Origin of the sequence: Aliiroseovarius sp. PrR006 (assembly GCF_010500215.1) — a bacterium.
GTDB lineage: Bacteria > Pseudomonadota > Alphaproteobacteria > Rhodobacterales > Rhodobacteraceae > Aliiroseovarius.
The window spans coordinates 624,751-644,060 of the sequence record NZ_JAAGOY010000004.1 but is presented as its reverse complement, the minus strand read 5'-3'; the positions used below and the strand labels follow the sequence as shown (position 1 = coordinate 644,060).

The following is a 19,310-nucleotide window of genomic DNA, read 5'->3' as shown; positions in this document are numbered from 1 at the left end:
GAGGGTTTCGCAAGAAGATTTCACGAGAGACCACAATATCTTGTGTATATTTGCGCCTGTGCGGGGAAATATTCAAAGATGTTGCAATTTCGCATTCTCCGTGGTTCACTGCTGAGGCAGCTCGGAGCAGTGACGCCGCAAGGTCGATACATCCGGGAAATCAGCCGCGAGGGCTGGTGACTGGCCGTGAAACCGAAGATCCGCGGCCCTTCAAGTCGACAAAGATCTGGATAGGGAAAACCCCAACAATGAAAAAAACTATCAAAGGTGCACTTGGTGTAGCTGGTGCTTTGTTTGCGTTCAGCCAAGGCGCAGCAGCGGAGGAATGCGGCAAGGTTTCCATTGCCGAAATGAACTGGGCCTCGGCCGAGTTGATGGCGAACGTTGATGCCATCATCCTGAGCGAAGGCTATGGATGCGATGTCGAAAAAGTGCCCGGTGCCACCACCACCACATTTGCTTCGATGAATGAAAAGGGTCAGCCAGATGTGGCGCCCGAGCTTTGGACCAACGCCGTACGTGAACCTCTGGCCATCGCCACTGGCGAGGGGTCGATGGTTGTCCTGAATGACGGCCCGATCACCGATCTGGGCGAGGGCTGGTGGATCACCCCGGCCTTTGCAGAAGCACACCCCGACCTGAATACCGTTGAGAAGGTGCTGGCGCGCCCGGACCTGTTTCCGGATGTGGAAGACCCGTCGAAAGGCGCCTTCGTAACCTGTCCGGCGGGCTGGGGCTGTCAGTTGACCAACGCCAACCTGTTCCGCGCCTTCGGCATGGAAGACAAAGGCTGGGTTATCGTTGATCCGGGTTCCGGCGCGGGGCTGGATGGCTCGATGGCCAAGGCTGCCGAACGTGGCGAACCTTGGTTTGGCTATTACTGGTCGCCCACGGCTCTGATCGGCAAATACCAGATGGTGAAACTGCCGTTTGAAGCCGAATGGGGCGGGTCCGAAAACTGGGACGGCTGCATGGTAAAAGCCGAGCAGGACTGTGCTGACCCGAAACCGTCGTCCTGGACCGAAAGTCAGGTCTCGACCGTTGTGACCGATGATTTCGTCGCGAACTCGGGCCCGGCGCAGGACTATTTCAAGGCTCGCGTGTTTCCTGGCTCTGTGATGAACGAAATGCTGGTCTTCATGACCGACAATCAGGCAACTGGCGAAGACGCAGCCTATGAGTTCCTGTCCATCCACGAAGACCTCTGGACCACTTGGGTGCCGGCAGACGTGGCGGACAAGGTCAAAGGCGCGCTCTGATCCAAAGGGATCGCGCAGCCGATTTGAACCTAGCCGAGGGCGCTGTATGTGCCCTTGGCGAATGCATGAATAAGCAAAATACACAGGGGGGCAGGACATGGAGTTTCTGACCGAATTCCCGTCACTTGGGCGCAAAGACCTGAGTGCGCTCAGACGTGCGATTGACGGCACGTTCCGCGAATTCACCCGCGCATGGGGTGAAACAATCGAAGCAATCTTCTATCCGCTTCTCAAGTTCTTGGTCTGGTTCGAGGACCTGCTTCTCGCCACTCCGTGGCCTATCATTATCGTTGTGCTCTGCGGGTTGGCTTATGCCGGTGCCCGATCGTGGAAGATCACCTTTGGGGCAGGGGTCTGTCTGATGGTCATCGGCTTTTTTGGTATGTGGGAAGACACGATGTCGACGCTGGCGATCATCTCGGTCGCGACGTTCCTGTGTATCCTCGTGGGCATTCCGCTTGGCGTGTTGATGGCACGCTATGACCGCGCACAGTCGATCATCACGCCCATTCTTGATGTGATGCAGACGATCCCCAGCTTCGTCTACCTGATCCCGGTGGTGATGCTTCTGGGCATCGGCAAGGTGCCGGGGCTTCTGGCGGTCTGTATCTATGCGCTGCCGCCTATCGTGCGCCTGACCAATCTGGGCATCCGACTTGTAGACAAACAGGTGATGGAGGCCGCCGAGGCCTTCGGCGCCTCCTACAAAGAGAAGCTTTTTGGCGTGCAGATTCCACTGGCGCTGCCCAACATCTTTGCGGGTGTAAACCAGACCATCATGATGGCACTGTCGATGGTCGTCATAGCCTCGATGATCGGTGTGCAGGGGCTTGGCGTTCCTGTGTTGCGGGCCATTTCAAACCAGTATCTGGCACTTGGCCTGATGAACGGCTTGGCCATTGTGGCACTGGCGATCATCTTTGACCGTGTCAGTCAGACCTATGGCAAACGCCTGCAAGCGTATCGGGAGACTGGCCATGACTGATGACATCAAGATCTCGATCCGCAACCTTTATAAGATCTTTGGCAACAACCCTGCCAAGGCGATGAAGAAGGTGCGCGATGGTCTGTCCAAGGATGATCTGTTGGAGCAAACCGGCCATGTGCTTGGCTTGAATGACATCTCGCTGGATATGCACGATCGTAAGATCCAAGTGGTGATGGGGCTGTCCGGGTCGGGCAAGTCGACGCTTATTCGCCACCTGAACCGCTTGATTGATCCTACGGCCGGCGAGGTGATCGTCGATGGTGAAGACGTTCTGGCGATGGATGAAAATCGTCTGCGTGATTTGCGCCGTTTCAAGATGTCGATGGTGTTTCAGAAGTTCGCACTTCTGCCCCACCGCACGGTTCTCGAAAACGCCGAATACGGTCTGCTGATTCAGGGGATTAAAGAAGACGAAGCTGGGAAGCGCGCGCGCCACTGGTTGGATCGTGTGGGGCTGTCGGGATACGAAGATTACTATCCCGGACAGCTGTCGGGCGGCATGCAACAGCGTGTGGGTCTTGCGCGAGCGCTGGCCACCGATGCCGATATCCTTCTAATGGACGAGGCGTTCTCGGCGCTGGATCCGCTGATCCGGATGGATATGCAAGGTATCCTGCTGGAGCTTCAGGAAGAGCTTCACAAGACCATCGTTTTCATTACCCACGACTTGGACGAGGCGCTGCGACTGGGCGACAACATTGCCATCCTGCGGGATGGGGCGTTGATCCAGACCGGCGATGGGCAGGACATCGTGTTGCACCCGGCGGACGACTACATCGCGGACTTCACGCGCGAGATCAACCGCGCCAAAGTGGTGCGCTTGCGCGCGCTTCAAAAGCCCCTGAACGGAGCTGCTCCGGCGGGGGATGCCTTGGCGGACAGCATGGTGCTTGAGGACGCTCTTGAAGTGATCGCAGGCGCCGAAGGGCATATCGTGCCGGTGAAGGACGAACATGGCAAAGTCACAGGGCAGGTTCATCTGGCCGACGCGGTGGCGGCGATGCACGCCTGATCTGGTATCTCAGAAACACGAAAGGGCGTCCTATCCGGGCCGCCCTTTTGAATCTTGAGGGTGGTTACTTACCCTTCCATACCGGATCGCGCTTTTCTGCAAAGGCCCGCGCGCCTTCCAGCTGATCTTCGGACCGATAGAGCTTTTCTACCGTTTCAAACTGGCTCTTGGTGATCTTGTTCAGCGCGTCCTGAAATTTCATGTCCTCAGCCTCGCGCACGACTTCCTTGATCGCGGCGTAGACCAGTGGTGGGCCGGACGCCAGTAGCTCGGCCAGTTTGCGCGCCTCGGCCATCAGGTCGGCGGCTGGATAAATATGGTTAACCATGCCCCAGCGCGCAGCTTCCTCGACGTCGATCCAGCGCCCGGTCAAAAGCATCTCCATCGCGATGTGATAGGGGATCCGCTTGGGCAGCTTGATCGAGGCCGCATCTGCAACAGTACCCGACCGGATTTCCGGCAGCGCAAAGCTGGCGTGATCCGCAGCTAGGATGATGTCAGCCGACAGCGCCAGTTCCAGCCCGCCGCCGCAGCAGATGCCGTTCACGGCCGCGATAACGGGCTTGTTTAGTCCGCGCAGCTCTTGCAACCCGCCAAAGCCGCCGACGCCATAGTCGCCATCCACAGCATCGCCGTCCGCAGCCGCTTTCAAATCCCACCCGGGGCAGAAAAACTTATCACCTTCGGCGGTCAGAAGCGCGACGCGCAGTTCAGGATCATCGCGAAACGCGGTGAACACATCACCCATGATCCGGCTGGTGGCCAGATCAATCGCGTTGGCCTTAGGACGGTCCAGCGTGACCTCGAACACATGACCCTTGCGGGCTGTACGGATCGGGCCGTCGGTCAGGTTTGTCAGGTCGGTCATGTCTCTCCTCCGGTACGGATCAGGGCATCAGCGGCCACGGCGCGATCGGCCATGACCATAAGCGGGTTCACTTCAATTTCGGCCACGGGATTGGCCATCACATAGGACTGGATCGCGTCAATTGCGTCCAGCACGGCGTTCATATCTGCAGGCGCAGCGCCGCGATACCCTGCAAGCAAGGGTGCGATCCTCAATTGTTCAAGCGCGGCGCGGATGTGCGTACGGCTGGCAGGCACCAGCAAAGAGCGGCTGTCTTTCAGGATCTCGGTCAGCGTTCCTCCGGCCGCGAGCGTCAGCACATAACCATGCGCCGGATCGTGGGTCACGCCGACGAGTAGCTCGGCCAGAACAGCGGTCAGCATTTCTTCAACAAGGAAGCTGTCGGTTGGCATGGCACGCGCAGCGGTCTCGACCTGCGATGCAGTGGACAGACCCAGAGCGACTGCTCCTGCTTCGGTCTTGTGAGCGACGCCTTCGCCTTTCAGTACAACGGGGAAGCCCACGCTATCGGCGACGGCTGCAGCGGTTTCAGGAGAGATCGCCCGGTCTGCCCCGGGCACCCGCAGCCCAAACTGCGCCAACGCAGATTTCGCTTCGGCTTCTGATAGTGTCGAACCCTTGTCCGCAGGAGGCTCCAGAAACAGGGCGTCTGTGGTCATCGCGGGCAGGTTTGCCGCCAGATCAATGGCCGCCATCGCCTCTTTCATTCCGGAAAATGGCACGATACCGCGCGCCATCAGGTCCTGAGCGACGGCCTCGGGCATAGTGTCCGTAAGCGAGGCGAGAATGCCCATGGGGCGTCCCGTGGCGGTCATGGTGGCCTCGACGGAATCGATCACCAGATCCCATTCAGCCCCGTCGCAGCGGTCCGTGCGCGGGAAGTCCAAGACAACGATCCCAAGCGACAGATCGCCTTGCAGCAGCGCGGTGAAGGTCGCGGTCATGGCCGCTGCGTCGCCCCAAATATAGGTGTGGTAGTCTAACGGATTGGCAAGCGCGACCTTCGGACCAAGCGCTGCGCGCAGCCCGTCCGATTGAGTGGGTGTGAGGGGGGGGAAATCGATCTGGTAGGTGTGAGCCGCGTCTGCCATCAAGCTGGCTTCGCCACCCGAGCACGAGGCCGAGGCAATGCGGTTCGAGCTAAGCGGGCCGGTGATATGTAGCAGCTTAAGTGCCTCGAGAAAGGCCGACAGATCGTCCACTTGCCCGATGCCCAAGCGCCTTAAAAGCGCCCGTGCACCTGCGTCGCTACCGGCAAGGGATGCTGTATGCGAGATCGTGGCGGCACGGGCTTGATCAGACCGACCAATCTTCAAGGCGACGATGGGTTTGCCCAGTTCTGTTGCCCGCCGGGCCAGTGCCTCGAACGCGCGCAGATCGCCGATCCCCTCGATATGCAGCCCCAGCGCGGTAACGCGGCTGTCTTCCAGCAATGCTTGTCCGATCTCGGCCAACCCGGTCTGTGCCTGATTGCCCGCTGTGACCACGTAAGCAACAGGCAAGCCGCGCCTCTGCATGGTCAGATTGATCGCGATGTTTGAGCTTTGGGTGATGATCGCCACACCACTGTCGCAACGCGTCGTACCGTGTTGGTCAGGCCAAAGCGCGGCGCCGTCCAACAGGTTCAGAAGCCCGTAACAGTTGGGACCGATGATCGGCATGTCCCCGGCAGCCTCCAGAAGCGCCTGTTCCAGAGCCGCGCCGTCCAGGAGCTCGGCGCTGGCTTCGCGAAAGCCAGAGGCAAAGCAGATTGCACCCCCTGCACCGACAGCAGACAGCGCGGCAACGGCCTCGATGGTTACGTTTCGGTTCACACCGATAAAGCTTGCATCGGGCGCAGAGGGGAGCGTTTCGATTGAGGGGTAAGTGGCCAGCCCACCGACTTCGGGTTTCGTCGGGTGGACGGGCCAGATGTCGCCCTGAAAGCCCACTTTGCGGCATTGCTCGATCACATTGGCGCACCAGACTCCACCGCCAATCACAGCGATGGAGCGCGGGCGAAGAAGCCGGTTGAGGCGACCCATCTTAGGCTCCCAATGGCCGGAACAGGTCGCGGCTGATGATGTGGCGCTGGATTTCTGATGTACCGTCCCAGATCCGCTCGACGCGGGCATCGCGCCAGAAGCGCTCAATCGGGAAGTCGTCCATCAGCCCCATGCCGCCGAAGACCTGCAGGCTTGCGTCGGTCACGCGGGCGAGCATTTCAGATGCATAAAGCTTGGCCGAGGCGATCTCGCGGTTTGCGGGCAGGTTCTGGTCCAGCCGCCACGCGCCCGAAAGGGTCAGCCAGTCGGCGGCGTCGATCTCGGTGATCATGTCGGCGATCTGAAAACTGACGCCCTGAAACTTGGCGATCGGCTGGCCGAATTGTTTACGCTCGGCAGCGTAGTCCAGCGCCAGATCGAAGCAGCGACGCGCGCGCCCGACGCAGAAGGCTGCAACCGTCAGGCGGGTGGCGTAAAGCCATTCGTTCATCACTGCGAAACCGCCGTCAACCTCGCCCAGTACCTGCGCATCGGGCAGGCGGCAATTGTCGAAATCGAGCACATAGTTCTTGTAACCGCGATGGCTGACGGACTTGTAGCCCTCGCGCACTTCAAAGCCGGGCGTTCCACGATCCACAAGGAAGCAGGTGATGCGTTTCTTTGGCCCCTTGGGGGTGTCGTCCACACCGGTCGCGATGAAAACAATAAAGAAATCAGCGTGTTCTGCGCCAGAGATAAAGTGCTTGGATCCGTTCAGAACCCAGTCGCCGCCATCCCGCACCGCGTTGGCTTTCATGCCACGCACATCCGATCCTGCATCTGGTTCGGTCATGGCAAGCGCGTCCATCTTTTCGCCCCGCACGGCGGGCAGCAGGTAGCGTTCGCGCTGGTCGCCGTCACAGGCCATCAGGATGTTCTGGGGCCGCCCGAAAAAATGGGTCAGCGCCATCGAGCCGCGTCCAAGCTCACGCTCGACCAGCGTGAAGTCGAGGTGGGACAGACCCGCACCGCCGACCTCTTCCGGGAAGTTGCAGGCGTAGAATCCCAGATCAATGCATTTCTGCTTGATCTCCATCCCCAGCTCATGCGGCACCTGACCCGTGCGCTCGACCTCGGCCTCATGCGGGTAGATCTCGTTTTCCACGAACGACCGCACGGTCGAGACGATCATCTCTTGTTCTTCAGACAATCCGAAATGCATCACGCGTCTCCTTTGGCGTGTAGTTTGGCCAGCGCCTCGACGCGTGCTTCGACGGCGGGGGCTGGCGGGCAGGATTTGCGGGTGTTCAGGTCCACATGCAGCAGGAACTGGTCGCACGTGGCGAGAGTTCCGCCGTCCGAGGCGCGCTTCATCTCGTGCCACAGGCGCAGTTTCTTGCCTTCGCCCAGCGTGATGGTGCTGTCGACATAGACCGCTTCGCCCGCGTGGCATTCATCCAGATACTTGATGGTGGTCTCGGCAGTGAAATAGCTCAACCCCGAGGCGATATAGTCCGCATCCGCGCCCACATGGATCATCACGCGGTCGGCGGCGTCCGAGAATACCTGCCCATAACGTCCCTCATTCATGTGGCCGTTATAGTCCGTCCAGTCGATGGGAACGTCACGCGCGACGGTACGCATTGGCGTCTCATCTGACATGGCAGGCCACAGACCTGTCTCGTGGTTCCGGATCACGCGCCCCGCGCCAGAGCCTTCGCCCCGCGCTTTCAGAGCGCGCAGCATCGACACGAGGTTGTCATCGCGCAGGCGTTCCAATTCGCGGATCGACATGTGGCCGGATTGGGCGTCAGACTGGCCCGCGATCAGGTCGACAAGTTCGTCCGTGAACTCGGGGACGTCCATCAGTTTGGTCCAGGGCCATGACAGGCAGGGGCCGAACTGCGCCATGAAATGCTTCATGCCAGCTTCGCCACCAGCCACGCGGTAGGTTTCAAACAGGCCCATTTGCGCCCAGCGAAGGCCAAAGCCCATGCGGATGGCCTCGTCGATTTCTTCGGTGGTGGCGATGCCGTCTTTGACCAGCCACAGCGCCTCGCGCCAGACCGCTTCAAGGAACCGATCCGCGATATGGGCGTCGATTTCCTTGCGGACAGTCAGGGGGAACATGCCGATCCCGCGCAGAATATCAGCGGCTCGGGCGCAGGTGTCTGCGTCGCCAACCAGTTCGATCAGCGGCAGAAGATAGACAGGATTGAACGGGTGCGCGACCACGGCGCGCGCGCCTTTTTCATTCAATTCCGAAGGCTTGAAACCTGAAGTGGATGAGCCGATGATGGCTGTTTCGGGGGCCAATTCCATCAGGCTCGCGTGTACCTTGTGCTTCAGGTCGAGCCGTTCCGGTACGCTTTCCTGCACCCAGTCGGCGTCCGCGACAGCCTCGGGCAGACTAGCGTGATAGGTCAGTTTACCTTCGGTTGGCAACGCGGTTTCATAGAGCCCTGGTAGCGCGCGGCGCGCATTGTCCATGACTTCGCTGATTTTGCGTTCAGCCTCGGGGTCCGGGTCGAACACGGCGACGTCCCAACCGTTCAAAAGGAAGCGCGCGGCCCATCCGCCGCCGATCACGCCACCGCCAATAATCGCTGCTTTCATTGTCGTCTATCCTACCAAGCTTTCAGTATGTCCATCGACGGCCAAGGCCTGACCCGAGACCTTGGAGCTGGCGTCCGACGCCAAGAAAAGCGCCGTGTCTGCCAGATCGTCTGCCGTGACCCATGTTTTCATCGCCACGCCCGTGACATAGCGTTTGCGCAGTTCTTCCGGGTCCAACCCGTGTGCCTCGGCCTCACGGGTGATCACCCGCTCCATGCGCGGGCCTTCGACGGCTCCAGGGCAAAGCGCGTTTACGCGGACGCCATAGGGGCCAAGCTCGGAGGCTAGCGTTTTCATCAAACCGATCACGCCCCATTTTGCCGTCGCGTATGGGGATCGCATCGGATAGCCCCAAAGCCCCGCCGTCGAGGAGGTCAGGAGCATACTTCCGTTGCCTTGTTCCTTCATGTGACGCGCCGCCCAGCCACAGGCCAGGAACGCGCCGTCCAGATTGGCCGAAATGCAGGCGCGCCAATCCTCAAGCGACAGATCCTCGATCGGGCCTGCCGGGCCGCCGGTGCCGGCATTGGCACAGAGCATATCGACACCGCCCCAATCACTGTCGAGTTGGTCAAATAGCACCTGCATCTCGCCGGGTTGTGTGACATTGGCCGCGACCGAAATCACCCCCCGCAGGGCGCTTGCAGTTTCTGCCAACGCCTCTGCGTCCATGTCGCAGATCGCGACCTTGGCCCCAGCCGCGTGGAAGCGGCGGGCGAAACACGCGCCAATGCCGCTGCCGCCGGCGGTGATCAGAACGCGCTTTCCTTCAAGCCCGTTCATACAGGCGCTCGTTTGGTCAGACCCAGTTTCTCGCGTACTTCGGCGGGGCCGATGATGCGTGCGCCCATACCCTCGACCACGCCGCGGGCGCGCTCGACCAGTTGCGCGTTGGTGGCCAAGACGCCTTTATCGAGCCACAGGTTGTCCTCAAGCCCGACGCGCACGTTGCCCCCTGCCAGCACCGAGGCAGCCGCATAGGCCATCTGGTTCCGTCCCAGCGAGAAGGCCGAGAAGGTCCAATCGTCCGGCACGTTGTTCACCATTGCCATGAAGGTGTTCAAATCATCCGGTGCGCCCCACGGCACACCCATGCACAGCTGTACAAGGGCGTTGGGTTCCAAGATGCCTTCTTTCACGAGCTCTTTGGCGAACCAGAGATGGCCGGTGTCGAAGGCCTCGATCTCGGGCTTCACGCCGAGATCGGTCATCATCTGGCCCATCGCACGCAGCATGCCGGGGGTGTTGGTCATCACATAATCCGCTTCCGCGAAGTTCATCGTGCCGCAATCCAGTGTGCAGATTTCGGGCAGGCATTCAGCCACATGCGCGACGCGTTCCTCGGCGCCAATCATGTCCGTGCCATTGGCGTTCACGGGGAAGGGCGCATCGGTCGGTCCAAACACGATATCGCCACCCATCCCGGCGGTCAGGTTCAGAACCACGTCGACTTCTGCGTCGCGAATGCGGTCGGTGACTTCGCGATACAGTTTCAGATCGCGCGAAGGCGTGCCGGTTTCGGGGTCACGCACGTGGCAGTGAACTACGGCGGCACCTGCTTTAGCGGCCTCGATGGCGCTGTCAGCGATTTCCTTGGGGCTGCGTGGCACATGGGGCGAACGGTCCTGCGTGCTGCCCGAGCCGGTCACAGCGGCAGTGATAAAAACTTCGCGGTTCATTTGAAGCGGCATCCTGTTCCCTCCTGATGCGGAATTTCACCTGTTCATCACATGGGGAATTGACGGATAGTACCGTGCGGAATTAGTTGAGAGTATGCAGATTTGGTATAAATCCGACTCCAGAACGCGGGAAATTGCGTTTCTCCTGTTCGACAGGTTCTCGAACCTTGCGCTTGCAAACCTGTTGGAGCCGCTGCGGGCAACCAACACGTTGTTGGGGCGTGAGGCGTATCGCTGGCGCATTGTGACGCCGGATGATGAAGTGGCGCATACCTCAAGCGGTTTGCCAATCATGCCCACGGCGCGCTTGGCAGATATTGACAGGGGGGACGTGGTTTATGCCGTGGCAAGTTATGACCATGTTCGCCACTCAACTGCGCAGACACGCAGGGTTTTACGCGGTTTGGCGGGGCGATTCTCATCCGTTGCAGGAGTTGATGCGGGATGCTGGCTGTTGGGGGCGGCAGGGCTGCTGGATGGGTATCGTGCAACCATTCACTTCGATTTGCAGGATGCCTTTGCTGAACAGTTCACCGACATCGAGGTCGAGCGCGCCCGATGGTTGCAGGACCGTGACCGGATCACCTGCAGTGGGGGGATGGCGGCGTATGAACTGACCTGTGAGTTGATCGGGCAGGATCACGGTGCTGCCATTTTGCTAGAGATCAATCAGATGTTCATGTCCGAGAACGCCACCGCGCCACAGATCGTCGCGCGTGCGCGCTCGGACCGCCGTGTGGACACATGCCTGCGCGCGATGGAAGCCAATATCGAGGTCCCGCTGACCATTCCTGCATTGGCGCGACTGTCGGGCTGTCGGCAACGCGATCTCGAGGCGCGTTTCGAACGCCACTTCGGGGCATCACCCCGCAAGGTCTATCGACGCCTGCGTCTGAACGCGGCGCGACGGATGCTGGAAGCGGGCGGATTGTCGGTTGCGGAAGTCTCGCTTCGATCAGGATACGCGGATGCCAGCGCCTTTGCCCGGGCGTTCCGGCAAGAGTTCGGTTTGACGCCATTGGCGGTTGCGCGCGGCGAACTGGTCAGGGCAGGGGTGTCACGCCGATGATCGCGCTGTGGACATACAAGAGCAGAAGATAGATGGCGATGCCAATGCAGACGCGCATCAGGCCGGACCATGTGATTGCGATGTCTCGCTGTGTGTGTGACAGATGCTGCCAATTCTCGAGGCCCAGAAGCCTTTGATTGCGTTTGTCGATGATCCGCTTTCCAAGGAATGAGAAGCTGGCAAGCAGGCCGAAAAGGATCACATGGGCGAGATTGCCATTGGGGATCAGGTGGCCCAATGACCACAATAGTAACGCAGCCAGAAGTGGGTGGCGCACCCAGCCGATGATGCCTGCGGTGCGCGGATCAAACTGATCATTGTTGCCGCCGCCGAAAGACAACGGGTTCGGGCGTCCGATTGCCAAAGACGCGATCAACACCGCGCCTGCCATTGCGATTAGCGTCACGTAGTTCTGCCAAGGCGCCCAAGGCCACAGCTCGACAAAGGGCGTGTGGTTTGCGGCGATGATCACAAAGCTGAGGGTCGCGATGGACAGCGTAGAATAGCCCAGCGTGAAGCCGCGCGCGCCCAGGTGCGCGACGACCCTCGCCTTGTTGGTAGGACGCACGGGGATCGAATGCGTCAGGAAAAACACCAGAATCGCAATGATATAGATGGCCCAATCCAGCATGATGCCTCCGCTATCGATCAAAAGTGCCGCAACTTGCCTTGGACTAGTGCGCGGTGCGGAACTCTTCCAGGAAACTGGCACATCCCGTCAATGCGGCATAGTCATCTGTGACCAGACGGATCGGGAACTGATCCAGGAACGGACCAAACCGTCCTTTGTCATACCACGCTGCCTCGAAACCCGTCTTATCTAGCCACGGCGCAATCGCACGGGACATGCCGCCCACCAGATAGATCCCGCCAAAGGGCAGGGTGGTCAGGGCCAGATCCCCCAGAACGGTGCCGAGGATGCAGCTGAACAGGTTGATTGCCTCTTTCGCCTTGTCGTTACCAGCTTCAGCATCGGCAAAAACCTGTGCGGATTTCACGCCGATCGGCTGCCCTGCACGATGACAGAGCCAGTCGTGGCAATGTCCAAGCCCGCGCCCGGACAGCGCGTCTTCGATTGCAGCGTGACTGAAACGGCTGCGCAGATACTGAGCAAAAGCAAGCTGATCTGCAGTGCTGACGGGCAGGGTGGCATGACCACTTTCGGCTGGCGGCACAAGCCGCCCACCTGAAGTGTGATAGGCCACTGCCGAGTTGAACCCGGTGCCAATTCCGACCACCAGATGGGCGGCCTCGGGACTGGCGTTCTGGCCTGATCGGATGATTTCGACTTTGGCCGGGTCAAGAGAGCCGACCGCATGGGCCTGCGCTTGCAAGTCATTGAGAACATGCGCATCCGGTGCACCGGTTGCCTGCGTCAAGGACGGGCAATCAATCGACCAGTCCAGATTGGTCAGGCGCCCCTCTCCATCGCGCACCGGCCCAGCGATAGCGACGGCGGCCTGCTCGAACATCACCGTGTCATGGCTGTTCCGGTAGGCCGAAAGGATGTCGGTCAGGCTGTCGTGGCCCGCATTGGCGAATTTGCGAATGCTGTCTGGCAGAACCTGCCCGTCGCGCGCGATGGCTACGCGGGTGTTGGTGCCGCCGACATCCGCGACGATCGAGTGGTGGGGCATCAGCTGTTCAAAGCCTCTTTGATAGCGCTAAACGATGCCTTCGGATAACGGTTTAAGGACATCCAGTCCACATGTATCAGGCCAAACCTTGGTGCGTATCCCGCGGCCCACTCGTAATTGTCTAAAAGAGACCAGATAAAATACCCTTTAACGGGTATGCCTCGTGCCAATGCCTCTTGAACTTGCGCCAGATGAGCTTGCAGGTAAGCGATGCGATCGGGATCTGAGAGAGGATCGCCCGAGAGTTCAGCTTGCCCGGCCATCCCATTTTCGGTGACGTAGATCGGCAGGTCGCCTGTGTACTCGCGCTGGATCATCGTCAGGAAATGGGACAGGCCTTCCGGGTAGACCTCCCAGTTCATGGCGGTTTTCGGAAGTGGGCCTTCGACGTCGATTGTTGCGGGCCACGGGGCGCCCGTGGGCGCTGCATCGTAAAGTTTGCGGGTGTAATAGTTCAGGCCGATCCAATCGATGGGTTGGGTGATCGTGTTGAAATCATCCTGCCACCCGTCTGGCAAATGCGCGCCGAGGCCCTCCAGGACGTCATCCGGGTAGCAGCCCTTGGTGATGCCCGAGATGAAGAAACGGTTATAGATCGCGTCTTGAACCCGTGCCGCATTGCGTGAGGCTTCTGTCTTTTTGGCGGGTGCTGCGAACTCCATATTGCAAACGGCGCCAAGGTTACTCATGCCCAGCCCGCGCATGACCTGCGTCGCGCGCCCGTGGGCCAATAACACGTGATGCATGGCGCGGGCGGTGGCGCGGATGTCGCGCAGGCCCGGCGCATGTGCGCCTTCGAAATGCGACAGCCACGTCACGCACCACGGTTCGTTGATCGGGGCGGCGGACCAGACGCGATCGCCGATGCGGGACATCAGGATCTCGGTGTAGTCGGCAAACCAGTTCGCGATGTCGCGATTGCGCCAGCCCCCCAGATCAGACAGCGCCGACGGAAGCTCCCAGTGATACAGTGTCGCGGCGGGTTTGATCCCGCGCTCGAGCAACCCATCTATCAGGCGATCATAGAAATCCAAGCCTTGCGCATTTGGCGTACCGCGCCCGTCAGGCAAGACACGCGCCCAGCTTGTCGAAAAGCGATAGACGTCGAACCCGGCGGCTTTCAGGAGGTCCAAATCTTCGTCCATCCGGTTCAGGTGATCGCAGGCGATGGATCCGTTTTCGGCTCCGGCGACATTGCCGGGGGTCGCAGCGAAATCGTCCCAGTGGGTGCGTCCAGCACCGCCTTGGGCGTGGCCTTCGATCTGATAGGCCGAGGTCGCAGCCCCGAACAGAAAATCAGACGGAAAATCAGAGCGATGTGGCAGCATCAGTCTTGTTCCTTCGGTTTTGGTTTTGGTGTTAGCCGCGGCGGGCGGGGCCCGTGGACATGCCCAGCGTTAGCTCGGCCTCAAGCAACAGCTCGGTCGGGCTGTCCTTTCCGTTGATGATGTCGATCAGCATTTGTGCTGCACGCCGCCCGGCCTCGCGCACTGACGACCGGGTGGCGGTATAGACGGGGATGTCCGAGCCATTACGGAAATAGCTGAGGTCATCGTCATAAGTGATCAGCGACACATCACGTCCCAGTGTCAGGCCAAGTTCTTCGATCCCGCGGCGCACCCCGATGGCCATGATCATCGAGCTGACCAAGATCGCGGTCGGGCGATCCGGGCGCGCCAGAAGGGTGCGCGTCAGGTCATGGCCTTGTGCCTCGGTCATTTCGCCGGAAAACATCAAGGATGGATCAGGGTCGACCCCACGCGAGGCAAGGGCAGCTTCATATCCGGCGCGCCTGCGCGCGGCGAAGTCCATATGCTCAAGCCCGTTCAGAAGGGCAATCCGCTGGTGGCCTAGATCCAGCAACAGCTCGGTCGCGCGTTGGAACGCGCGTGTGTTGTTTACGTCGACCCATGCATAAGGCGCCGTCGCGTTCGAGCTGCGTCCGTGCACCACATAGGGCAGGCCCAGATCATTCAGGAAGGGGATACGTTGGTCGTTCAGACTTGGCGCGTGGATGATCAGCCCATCCACATTTCGCTTGGTGGCAAAGCTGCGATAGGCCTGTTCCTCATCGTCATCCGATACTACGGACATCAGCATGTCATAGCCATTGCGTGAGTACACTTCGCCCGCGCCAGCCGTGAAGTCTGCGAAGATCGGGTTCACCATCTCATGCTTCGCGCTGATGGGAATCACATGCCCGATGGCCATCGCGCGGCCCGTCGCCAGCGCGCGGGCGCGGGTGTTTGGGGCGTATCCATGGGCGTGTGCGGCCGCGGCAACCTTCTTGCGCGTGGCCTCGGATACTTCGGGGTAGCCGTTCAAGGCGCGGCTGACCGTGGTCGGCGAAAGCCCGAGTAGATCAGAGAGTTCCTTGAGGGTCATGCGTAAATTCCAAAGCGGTTTGGTAGTGTGAGTTGGTCATCGACCAGGGGATTGCTTCCTACGCTATTCCCTAAAAACCATATATGTAAAGGTTAAAGTGAAGAAAGTGATGGCGCTAACATTGCTGTTGACAGGAATCGGATAACGGGTAACTGTGAAGCATTCAAAGCGCTTTGGGAAAATTGAAGTTCCGCAGGGCGCAACCGGTTTTCCGGTCTAATCATCATCGGGTTCGATGAAATGTCGTGGGAGGACATTATGAAGAACGTGTTTTACGCAAGCGCTGCCGCGTTGGCCTTGTCGGCTGGTGCTGGATATGCCGACGGGCACTTGAAGTTTGCTCCGGGGGACGGGGCGTTTACCTGGGATAGTTTTGAAGCCCTGAAGTCGATGGATCTGTCGGGCGAGACGATTACCGTGCTTGGCCCTTGGCTTGGACCGGACAAAGAATTGGTGGAAAGCGTGATCGCCTATTTCGAGCACGCAACCGGCGCGGATGTGCTGTATTCCGGTTCGGACAGTTTCGAGCAGCAGATCGTGATTGATGCCGAAGCTGGCAGCGCACCCAACATTGCGGTGTTCCCTCAGCCGGGACTCGCCGCAGATTTGGCCTCAAAAGGCTTTCTGTCTGCTTTGCCGGATGGAACGGCGGACTGGGTACGTGACAACTATGCGGCAGGTCAAAGCTGGGTGGATCTGGGCACCTATGCAGGGAAAGACGGCAACGCCGCACACTATGGTTTCTTCTACAAGGTCGATCTGAAGTCGCTGGTTTGGTATGTACCCGAAAACTTTGAAGATGCGGGCTATGACGTGCCGCAGTCGATGGAAGAGTTGAAGGCGTTGACCGATCAGATTGTGGACGATGGTGGTGTTCCGTGGTGCATCGGTCTGGGGTCCGGCGGGGCCACCGGCTGGCCGGCGACCGACTGGGTTGAGGACATGATGCTGCGCACGCAGACACCGGCCGACTATGATGCTTGGGTATCCAACGACCTGAAATTCGACGATCCCAAAGTGGTCGCTGCAATCGAAGAGTTCGGCGCGTTTGCGCGTAATGATGCCTATGTTTCAGGTGGGGCAGGTGCCGTGGCGACCACCGACTTCCGCGATAGCCCGCAGGGGATGTTCGCGTCGCCGCCGCAGTGTTACATGCACCGTCAGGCCAGCTTTATTCCAAGCTTCTTCCCAGAGGGGACTGAAGTGGGCGTAGATGCGGACTTCTTCTACTTCCCAGCCTACGAAGGGAAAGACTTGGGCAAACCCGTTTTGGGTGCCGGTACGTTGTGGGCGATTACCTCTGACAGCAAGGGCGCTCAGGCATTTATGGACTTCCTGAAATCCCCCATCGCGCACGAAGTATGGATGGCTCAGACCGGGTTCCTGACCCCGCATAAGGGTGTGAACACCGGCGTCTACACGGACCCGACTGTCGCAAAGATGAACGACATCCTGCTGAATGCAGACACGTTCCGCTTCGACGGATCGGACCTGATGCCGGGTGCGATTGGTGCGGGCGTCTTCTGGACCGGTATGGTTGATTATGCAGGCGGTAAAGACGCGGCCGAGGTTGCGGCCTCGATCCAGTCGACATGGGACTCGATCAAGTAAATCGGATCTGAAAAAACGATCCCTCGGCGGCAGGATCGCCGGGGGACTGTCCAAATCGAGTGGCCGTTCGGTTGGAAGGGGGAGCCATGCAACAGGCAATCTTCGCGATATCCACAATCATCATCGGTGTCTTTGGGTGCGTCGCCTATTTCTATTTCTCAAACGTCATTCTGGATCGGCTTCTGCCCGCCAAGGGGCCAAATGCCGGGCGCAACATCAACCGGGCGAATGCCATTCGTCCTTGGCTGTTCGTCTTCCCCGCATTGGCGATCCTGTCGATTTACCTGCTCTATCCGGTGTTCTCGACGGCCTACCTGTCGCTGCATGATAGCAGCGGAGATTTCGTCGGAGCTGGCAACTACACATGGCTTGCTCAGGACGAGAAATTTCGAGAAAGCCTCGTAAACAATCTGCTTTGGCTCCTCGTTGTGCCCGCTGCCTCGACCTTTTTCGGACTGGTTGCAGCTGGGCTGACAGACCGCATCAAGTGGGGACAGGCGGCGCAAAGCCTTGTGTTCATGCCTATGGCGATCAGCTTTGTTGGTGCGGCGGTGATCTGGAAGTTCATCTATGACTATCGAGGTGACAATCAGGGCGAGCAAATCGGCCTTCTGAACGCTTTGGTTCAGGCGTTCGGGGGCGACCCACAAGCGTGGATCACACTGCCGTTCTGGAACAACTTCTTCCTGATGGCGATCTTGATCTGGATTCAGACGGGCTTTGCGATGGTGATCCTGTCGGCCGCTTTGAAAGGCATCAGCGAAGAAACGATCGAGGCCGCCTATCTGGATGGCGCCAGCCCGCTTCAAGTCTTCTTCAAGATCAAGATCCCGCAGATCTGGGGCACGATTGCGGTGGTGTGGACGACGATCACGGTGACCGTTCTGAAGGTTTTCGACATCGTTTTCGCCATGACCAACGGCCAATGGGGTACTCAGGTACTGGCCAATCTCATGTATGACTGGATGTTCCGTGGATCCCCGGATTTCGGGCGCGGATCGGCCATCGTGGTGGTGATCATGCTTCTGGTGACGCCGGTCATGGTCTGGAACATCTACAACGCACACAAGGAGACACGCTGATGGATATGGCAGGAGGCAAATCCCGCCTGACATGGGCGGTCAACCTGTCGGCAGCCCTGCTAGTGCTGCTGTGGGTGATCCCGACGGTTGGGCTGTTGATCAGTTCGTTTCGGGATCGGGACGCGATCTCGACCTCGGGCTGGTGGACGGCCTTGTCTGCGTCGGAAAAGAACGTGATTGAACGTGCCTTGGCGCCGGATGAAGCCAAGCCGGAAGGTGATCTGTGGGTGATCGAAGGGCAGGTGTTGGAAGGGCAGGGCGTAACCGTCACCGCCTTTGGCATCACCTCGAAAGAACCCGAGGCGTTTACTCCCGGCGATACCGCAACTCATGCGCGGGGACATAAGATCACGGTGCAGTCGGATGGGCACTATCGTATTGAATATGAGGAAGAACCTAGCGGAAATCGAGGGCAACGTCTGTTTGTGCGGGCTGAAACGCCACCCGGCTTCACGCTGGACAATTACCGCGAGGTTCTCTTTGCCGAGGGCATGGGCCAGTCGCTGATGAACACGCTGACCGTGACCATCCCGGCCACCATCATCCCGGTGCTGGTCGCCGCCTTCGCCGCCTATGCGCTTGCGTGGATGGAGATGCCGGGCCGGGCGCTTCTAGTTGCCTCCGTGGTCGGCCTGCTGGTCGTGCCACTGCAGGTCGCCTTCATTCCGCTGTTGAAACTTCATAACGGGGTCGGATTGGGCAAAGGCTATCTAGGCATTTGGCTGGCGCACACCGGGTTCGGATTGCCCCTGGCGGTCTTCCTCTTGCGCAATTACATGGTCGGACTGCCGGGCGAGATCATCGAAAGCGCCCGTGTGGACGGGGCCACAGATTTCCAGATCTTCCGCCGCATCATCTTGCCGCTTTCTTTCCCGGCGCTGGCATCCTTCGCGATCTTCCAGTTCCTGTGGGTCTGGAACGACCTTCTGGTCGCCAAAGTCTTCCTTGGCACCGGTGAGGACGAGCTGGTCATGACCGGCCGTATCGTCGAACTGCTTGGCTCGCGCGGGGGCGATTGGGAAATCCTCGCGGCCTCGGCCTTTGTCTCGATCGCAGTGCCAATCTTCGTTTTCTTCTCACTCCAACGCTATCTCGTGCGCGGCCTGCTGGCCGGTTCCGTCAAAGGGGGCTGACACATGA

At 59.6% G+C, this 19,310-nt stretch carries 17 protein-coding genes; 7 read left to right on the top strand and 10 right to left on the bottom strand.

Going from position 1 to position 19,310, the window contains the following annotated elements; translation table 11 throughout:
• Positions 1 to 248: 248 nt before the first annotated feature.
• From G0Q00_RS03200 to G0Q00_RS03190, 3 genes are all read left to right on the top strand, one after another.
• Positions 249 to 1,259 (top strand): glycine betaine ABC transporter substrate-binding protein, encoded by a 1,011-nt coding sequence (locus G0Q00_RS03200; RefSeq protein WP_163036337.1) that lies wholly within the window; start codon positions 249 to 251, stop codon positions 1,257 to 1,259.
• A gap of 97 nt (positions 1,260 to 1,356) precedes the next feature.
• Positions 1,357 to 2,244 carry a proline/glycine betaine ABC transporter permease gene (locus G0Q00_RS03195; protein ID WP_163036335.1) on the top strand — a complete coding sequence of 296 codons (888 nt, stop codon included), beginning with the start codon at positions 1,357 to 1,359 and terminating at the stop codon, positions 2,242 to 2,244.
• Positions 2,237 to 3,259, top strand: a complete 1,023-nt coding sequence (locus G0Q00_RS03190) for a glycine betaine/L-proline ABC transporter ATP-binding protein (RefSeq protein WP_163036333.1) — start codon at positions 2,237 to 2,239, stop codon at positions 3,257 to 3,259. Before G0Q00_RS03195 ends, G0Q00_RS03190 begins: the two co-directional genes overlap by 8 nt.
• Positions 3,260 to 3,323: 64 nt before the next feature.
• Here G0Q00_RS03190 and G0Q00_RS03185 read toward each other — a convergent pair whose 3' ends face one another.
• The 6 genes from G0Q00_RS03185 to G0Q00_RS03160 are packed head-to-tail and all read right to left on the bottom strand — an operon-like array spanning position 3,324 to position 10,398.
• Entirely contained in the window at positions 3,324 to 4,127 is an 804-nt protein-coding gene (locus tag G0Q00_RS03185) for a carnitinyl-CoA dehydratase (RefSeq protein ID WP_370458524.1), read from the bottom strand.
• Positions 4,124 to 6,151, bottom strand: coding sequence for an acetate--CoA ligase family protein (locus G0Q00_RS03180; RefSeq protein ID WP_163036331.1), 2,028 nt, complete (start codon positions 6,149 to 6,151; stop codon positions 4,124 to 4,126). Before G0Q00_RS03180 ends, G0Q00_RS03185 begins: the two co-directional genes overlap by 4 nt.
• Position 6,152: 1 nt before the next feature.
• Positions 6,153 to 7,313, bottom strand: coding sequence for an acyl-CoA dehydrogenase family protein (locus G0Q00_RS03175; RefSeq protein WP_163036329.1), 1,161 nt, complete (start codon positions 7,311 to 7,313; stop codon positions 6,153 to 6,155).
• Positions 7,313 to 8,707, bottom strand: coding sequence for a carnitine 3-dehydrogenase (locus G0Q00_RS03170; protein ID WP_163036327.1), 1,395 nt, complete (start codon positions 8,705 to 8,707; stop codon positions 7,313 to 7,315). The genes G0Q00_RS03175 and G0Q00_RS03170 overlap by 1 nt, the downstream gene beginning before the upstream one ends.
• A gap of 6 nt (positions 8,708 to 8,713) precedes the next feature.
• Positions 8,714 to 9,490, bottom strand: coding sequence for an SDR family oxidoreductase (locus G0Q00_RS03165; protein ID WP_163036325.1), 777 nt, complete (start codon positions 9,488 to 9,490; stop codon positions 8,714 to 8,716).
• On the bottom strand, positions 9,487 to 10,398 hold the full coding sequence (locus tag G0Q00_RS03160; RefSeq protein WP_163036323.1) for a 3-keto-5-aminohexanoate cleavage protein: 912 nt from the start codon (positions 10,396 to 10,398) through the stop codon (positions 9,487 to 9,489). Before G0Q00_RS03160 ends, G0Q00_RS03165 begins: the two co-directional genes overlap by 4 nt.
• An 82-nt stretch (positions 10,399 to 10,480) precedes the next feature.
• Between G0Q00_RS03160 and G0Q00_RS03155 the strand changes: the two genes are divergently transcribed.
• Complete coding sequence (locus G0Q00_RS03155; RefSeq protein ID WP_163036321.1) at positions 10,481 to 11,455, top strand: GlxA family transcriptional regulator; 975 nt, start codon at positions 10,481 to 10,483, stop codon at positions 11,453 to 11,455.
• Here the strand turns inward: G0Q00_RS03155 and G0Q00_RS03150 are convergent.
• The 4 genes from G0Q00_RS03150 to G0Q00_RS03135 are packed head-to-tail and all read right to left on the bottom strand — an operon-like array spanning position 11,430 to position 15,477.
• Positions 11,430 to 12,086: an NnrU family protein gene (locus G0Q00_RS03150; RefSeq protein ID WP_163036319.1), complete on the bottom strand. Its 657-nt coding sequence runs from the start codon at positions 12,084 to 12,086 to the stop codon at positions 11,430 to 11,432. The genes G0Q00_RS03155 and G0Q00_RS03150 overlap by 26 nt on opposite strands.
• A 43-nt stretch (positions 12,087 to 12,129) precedes the next feature.
• Positions 12,130 to 13,092 (bottom strand): glucokinase, encoded by a 963-nt coding sequence (locus G0Q00_RS03145; RefSeq protein WP_163036317.1) that lies wholly within the window; start codon positions 13,090 to 13,092, stop codon positions 12,130 to 12,132.
• Positions 13,092 to 14,420 (bottom strand): GH1 family beta-glucosidase, encoded by a 1,329-nt coding sequence (locus G0Q00_RS03140; protein ID WP_163036315.1) that lies wholly within the window; start codon positions 14,418 to 14,420, stop codon positions 13,092 to 13,094. The genes G0Q00_RS03145 and G0Q00_RS03140 overlap by 1 nt, the downstream gene beginning before the upstream one ends.
• Before the next feature lie 31 nt (positions 14,421 to 14,451).
• Positions 14,452 to 15,477, bottom strand: coding sequence for a substrate-binding domain-containing protein (locus G0Q00_RS03135; protein ID WP_163036313.1), 1,026 nt, complete (start codon positions 15,475 to 15,477; stop codon positions 14,452 to 14,454).
• A gap of 258 nt (positions 15,478 to 15,735) precedes the next feature.
• On the opposite strand from G0Q00_RS03135, the gene G0Q00_RS03130 reads away from it, so the two are divergent.
• The 3 genes from G0Q00_RS03130 (at position 15,736) to G0Q00_RS03120 (ending at position 19,303) form a co-directional block, all read left to right on the top strand.
• The gene (locus G0Q00_RS03130) at positions 15,736 to 17,088 is read left to right on the top strand and encodes an ABC transporter substrate-binding protein (RefSeq protein ID WP_163036311.1); all 1,353 of its coding nucleotides are present in this window, start codon (positions 15,736 to 15,738) and stop codon (positions 17,086 to 17,088) included.
• Positions 17,089 to 17,174: 86 nt separating this feature from the next.
• Positions 17,175 to 18,170: a carbohydrate ABC transporter permease gene (locus G0Q00_RS03125; protein ID WP_163036309.1), complete on the top strand. Its 996-nt coding sequence runs from the start codon at positions 17,175 to 17,177 to the stop codon at positions 18,168 to 18,170.
• A complete protein-coding gene (locus tag G0Q00_RS03120; protein ID WP_203564930.1) occupies positions 18,167 to 19,303 on the top strand; it encodes a carbohydrate ABC transporter permease in 1,137 nt (378 codons plus the stop codon). Before G0Q00_RS03125 ends, G0Q00_RS03120 begins: the two co-directional genes overlap by 4 nt.
• Positions 19,304 to 19,310 lie beyond the last annotated feature (7 nt).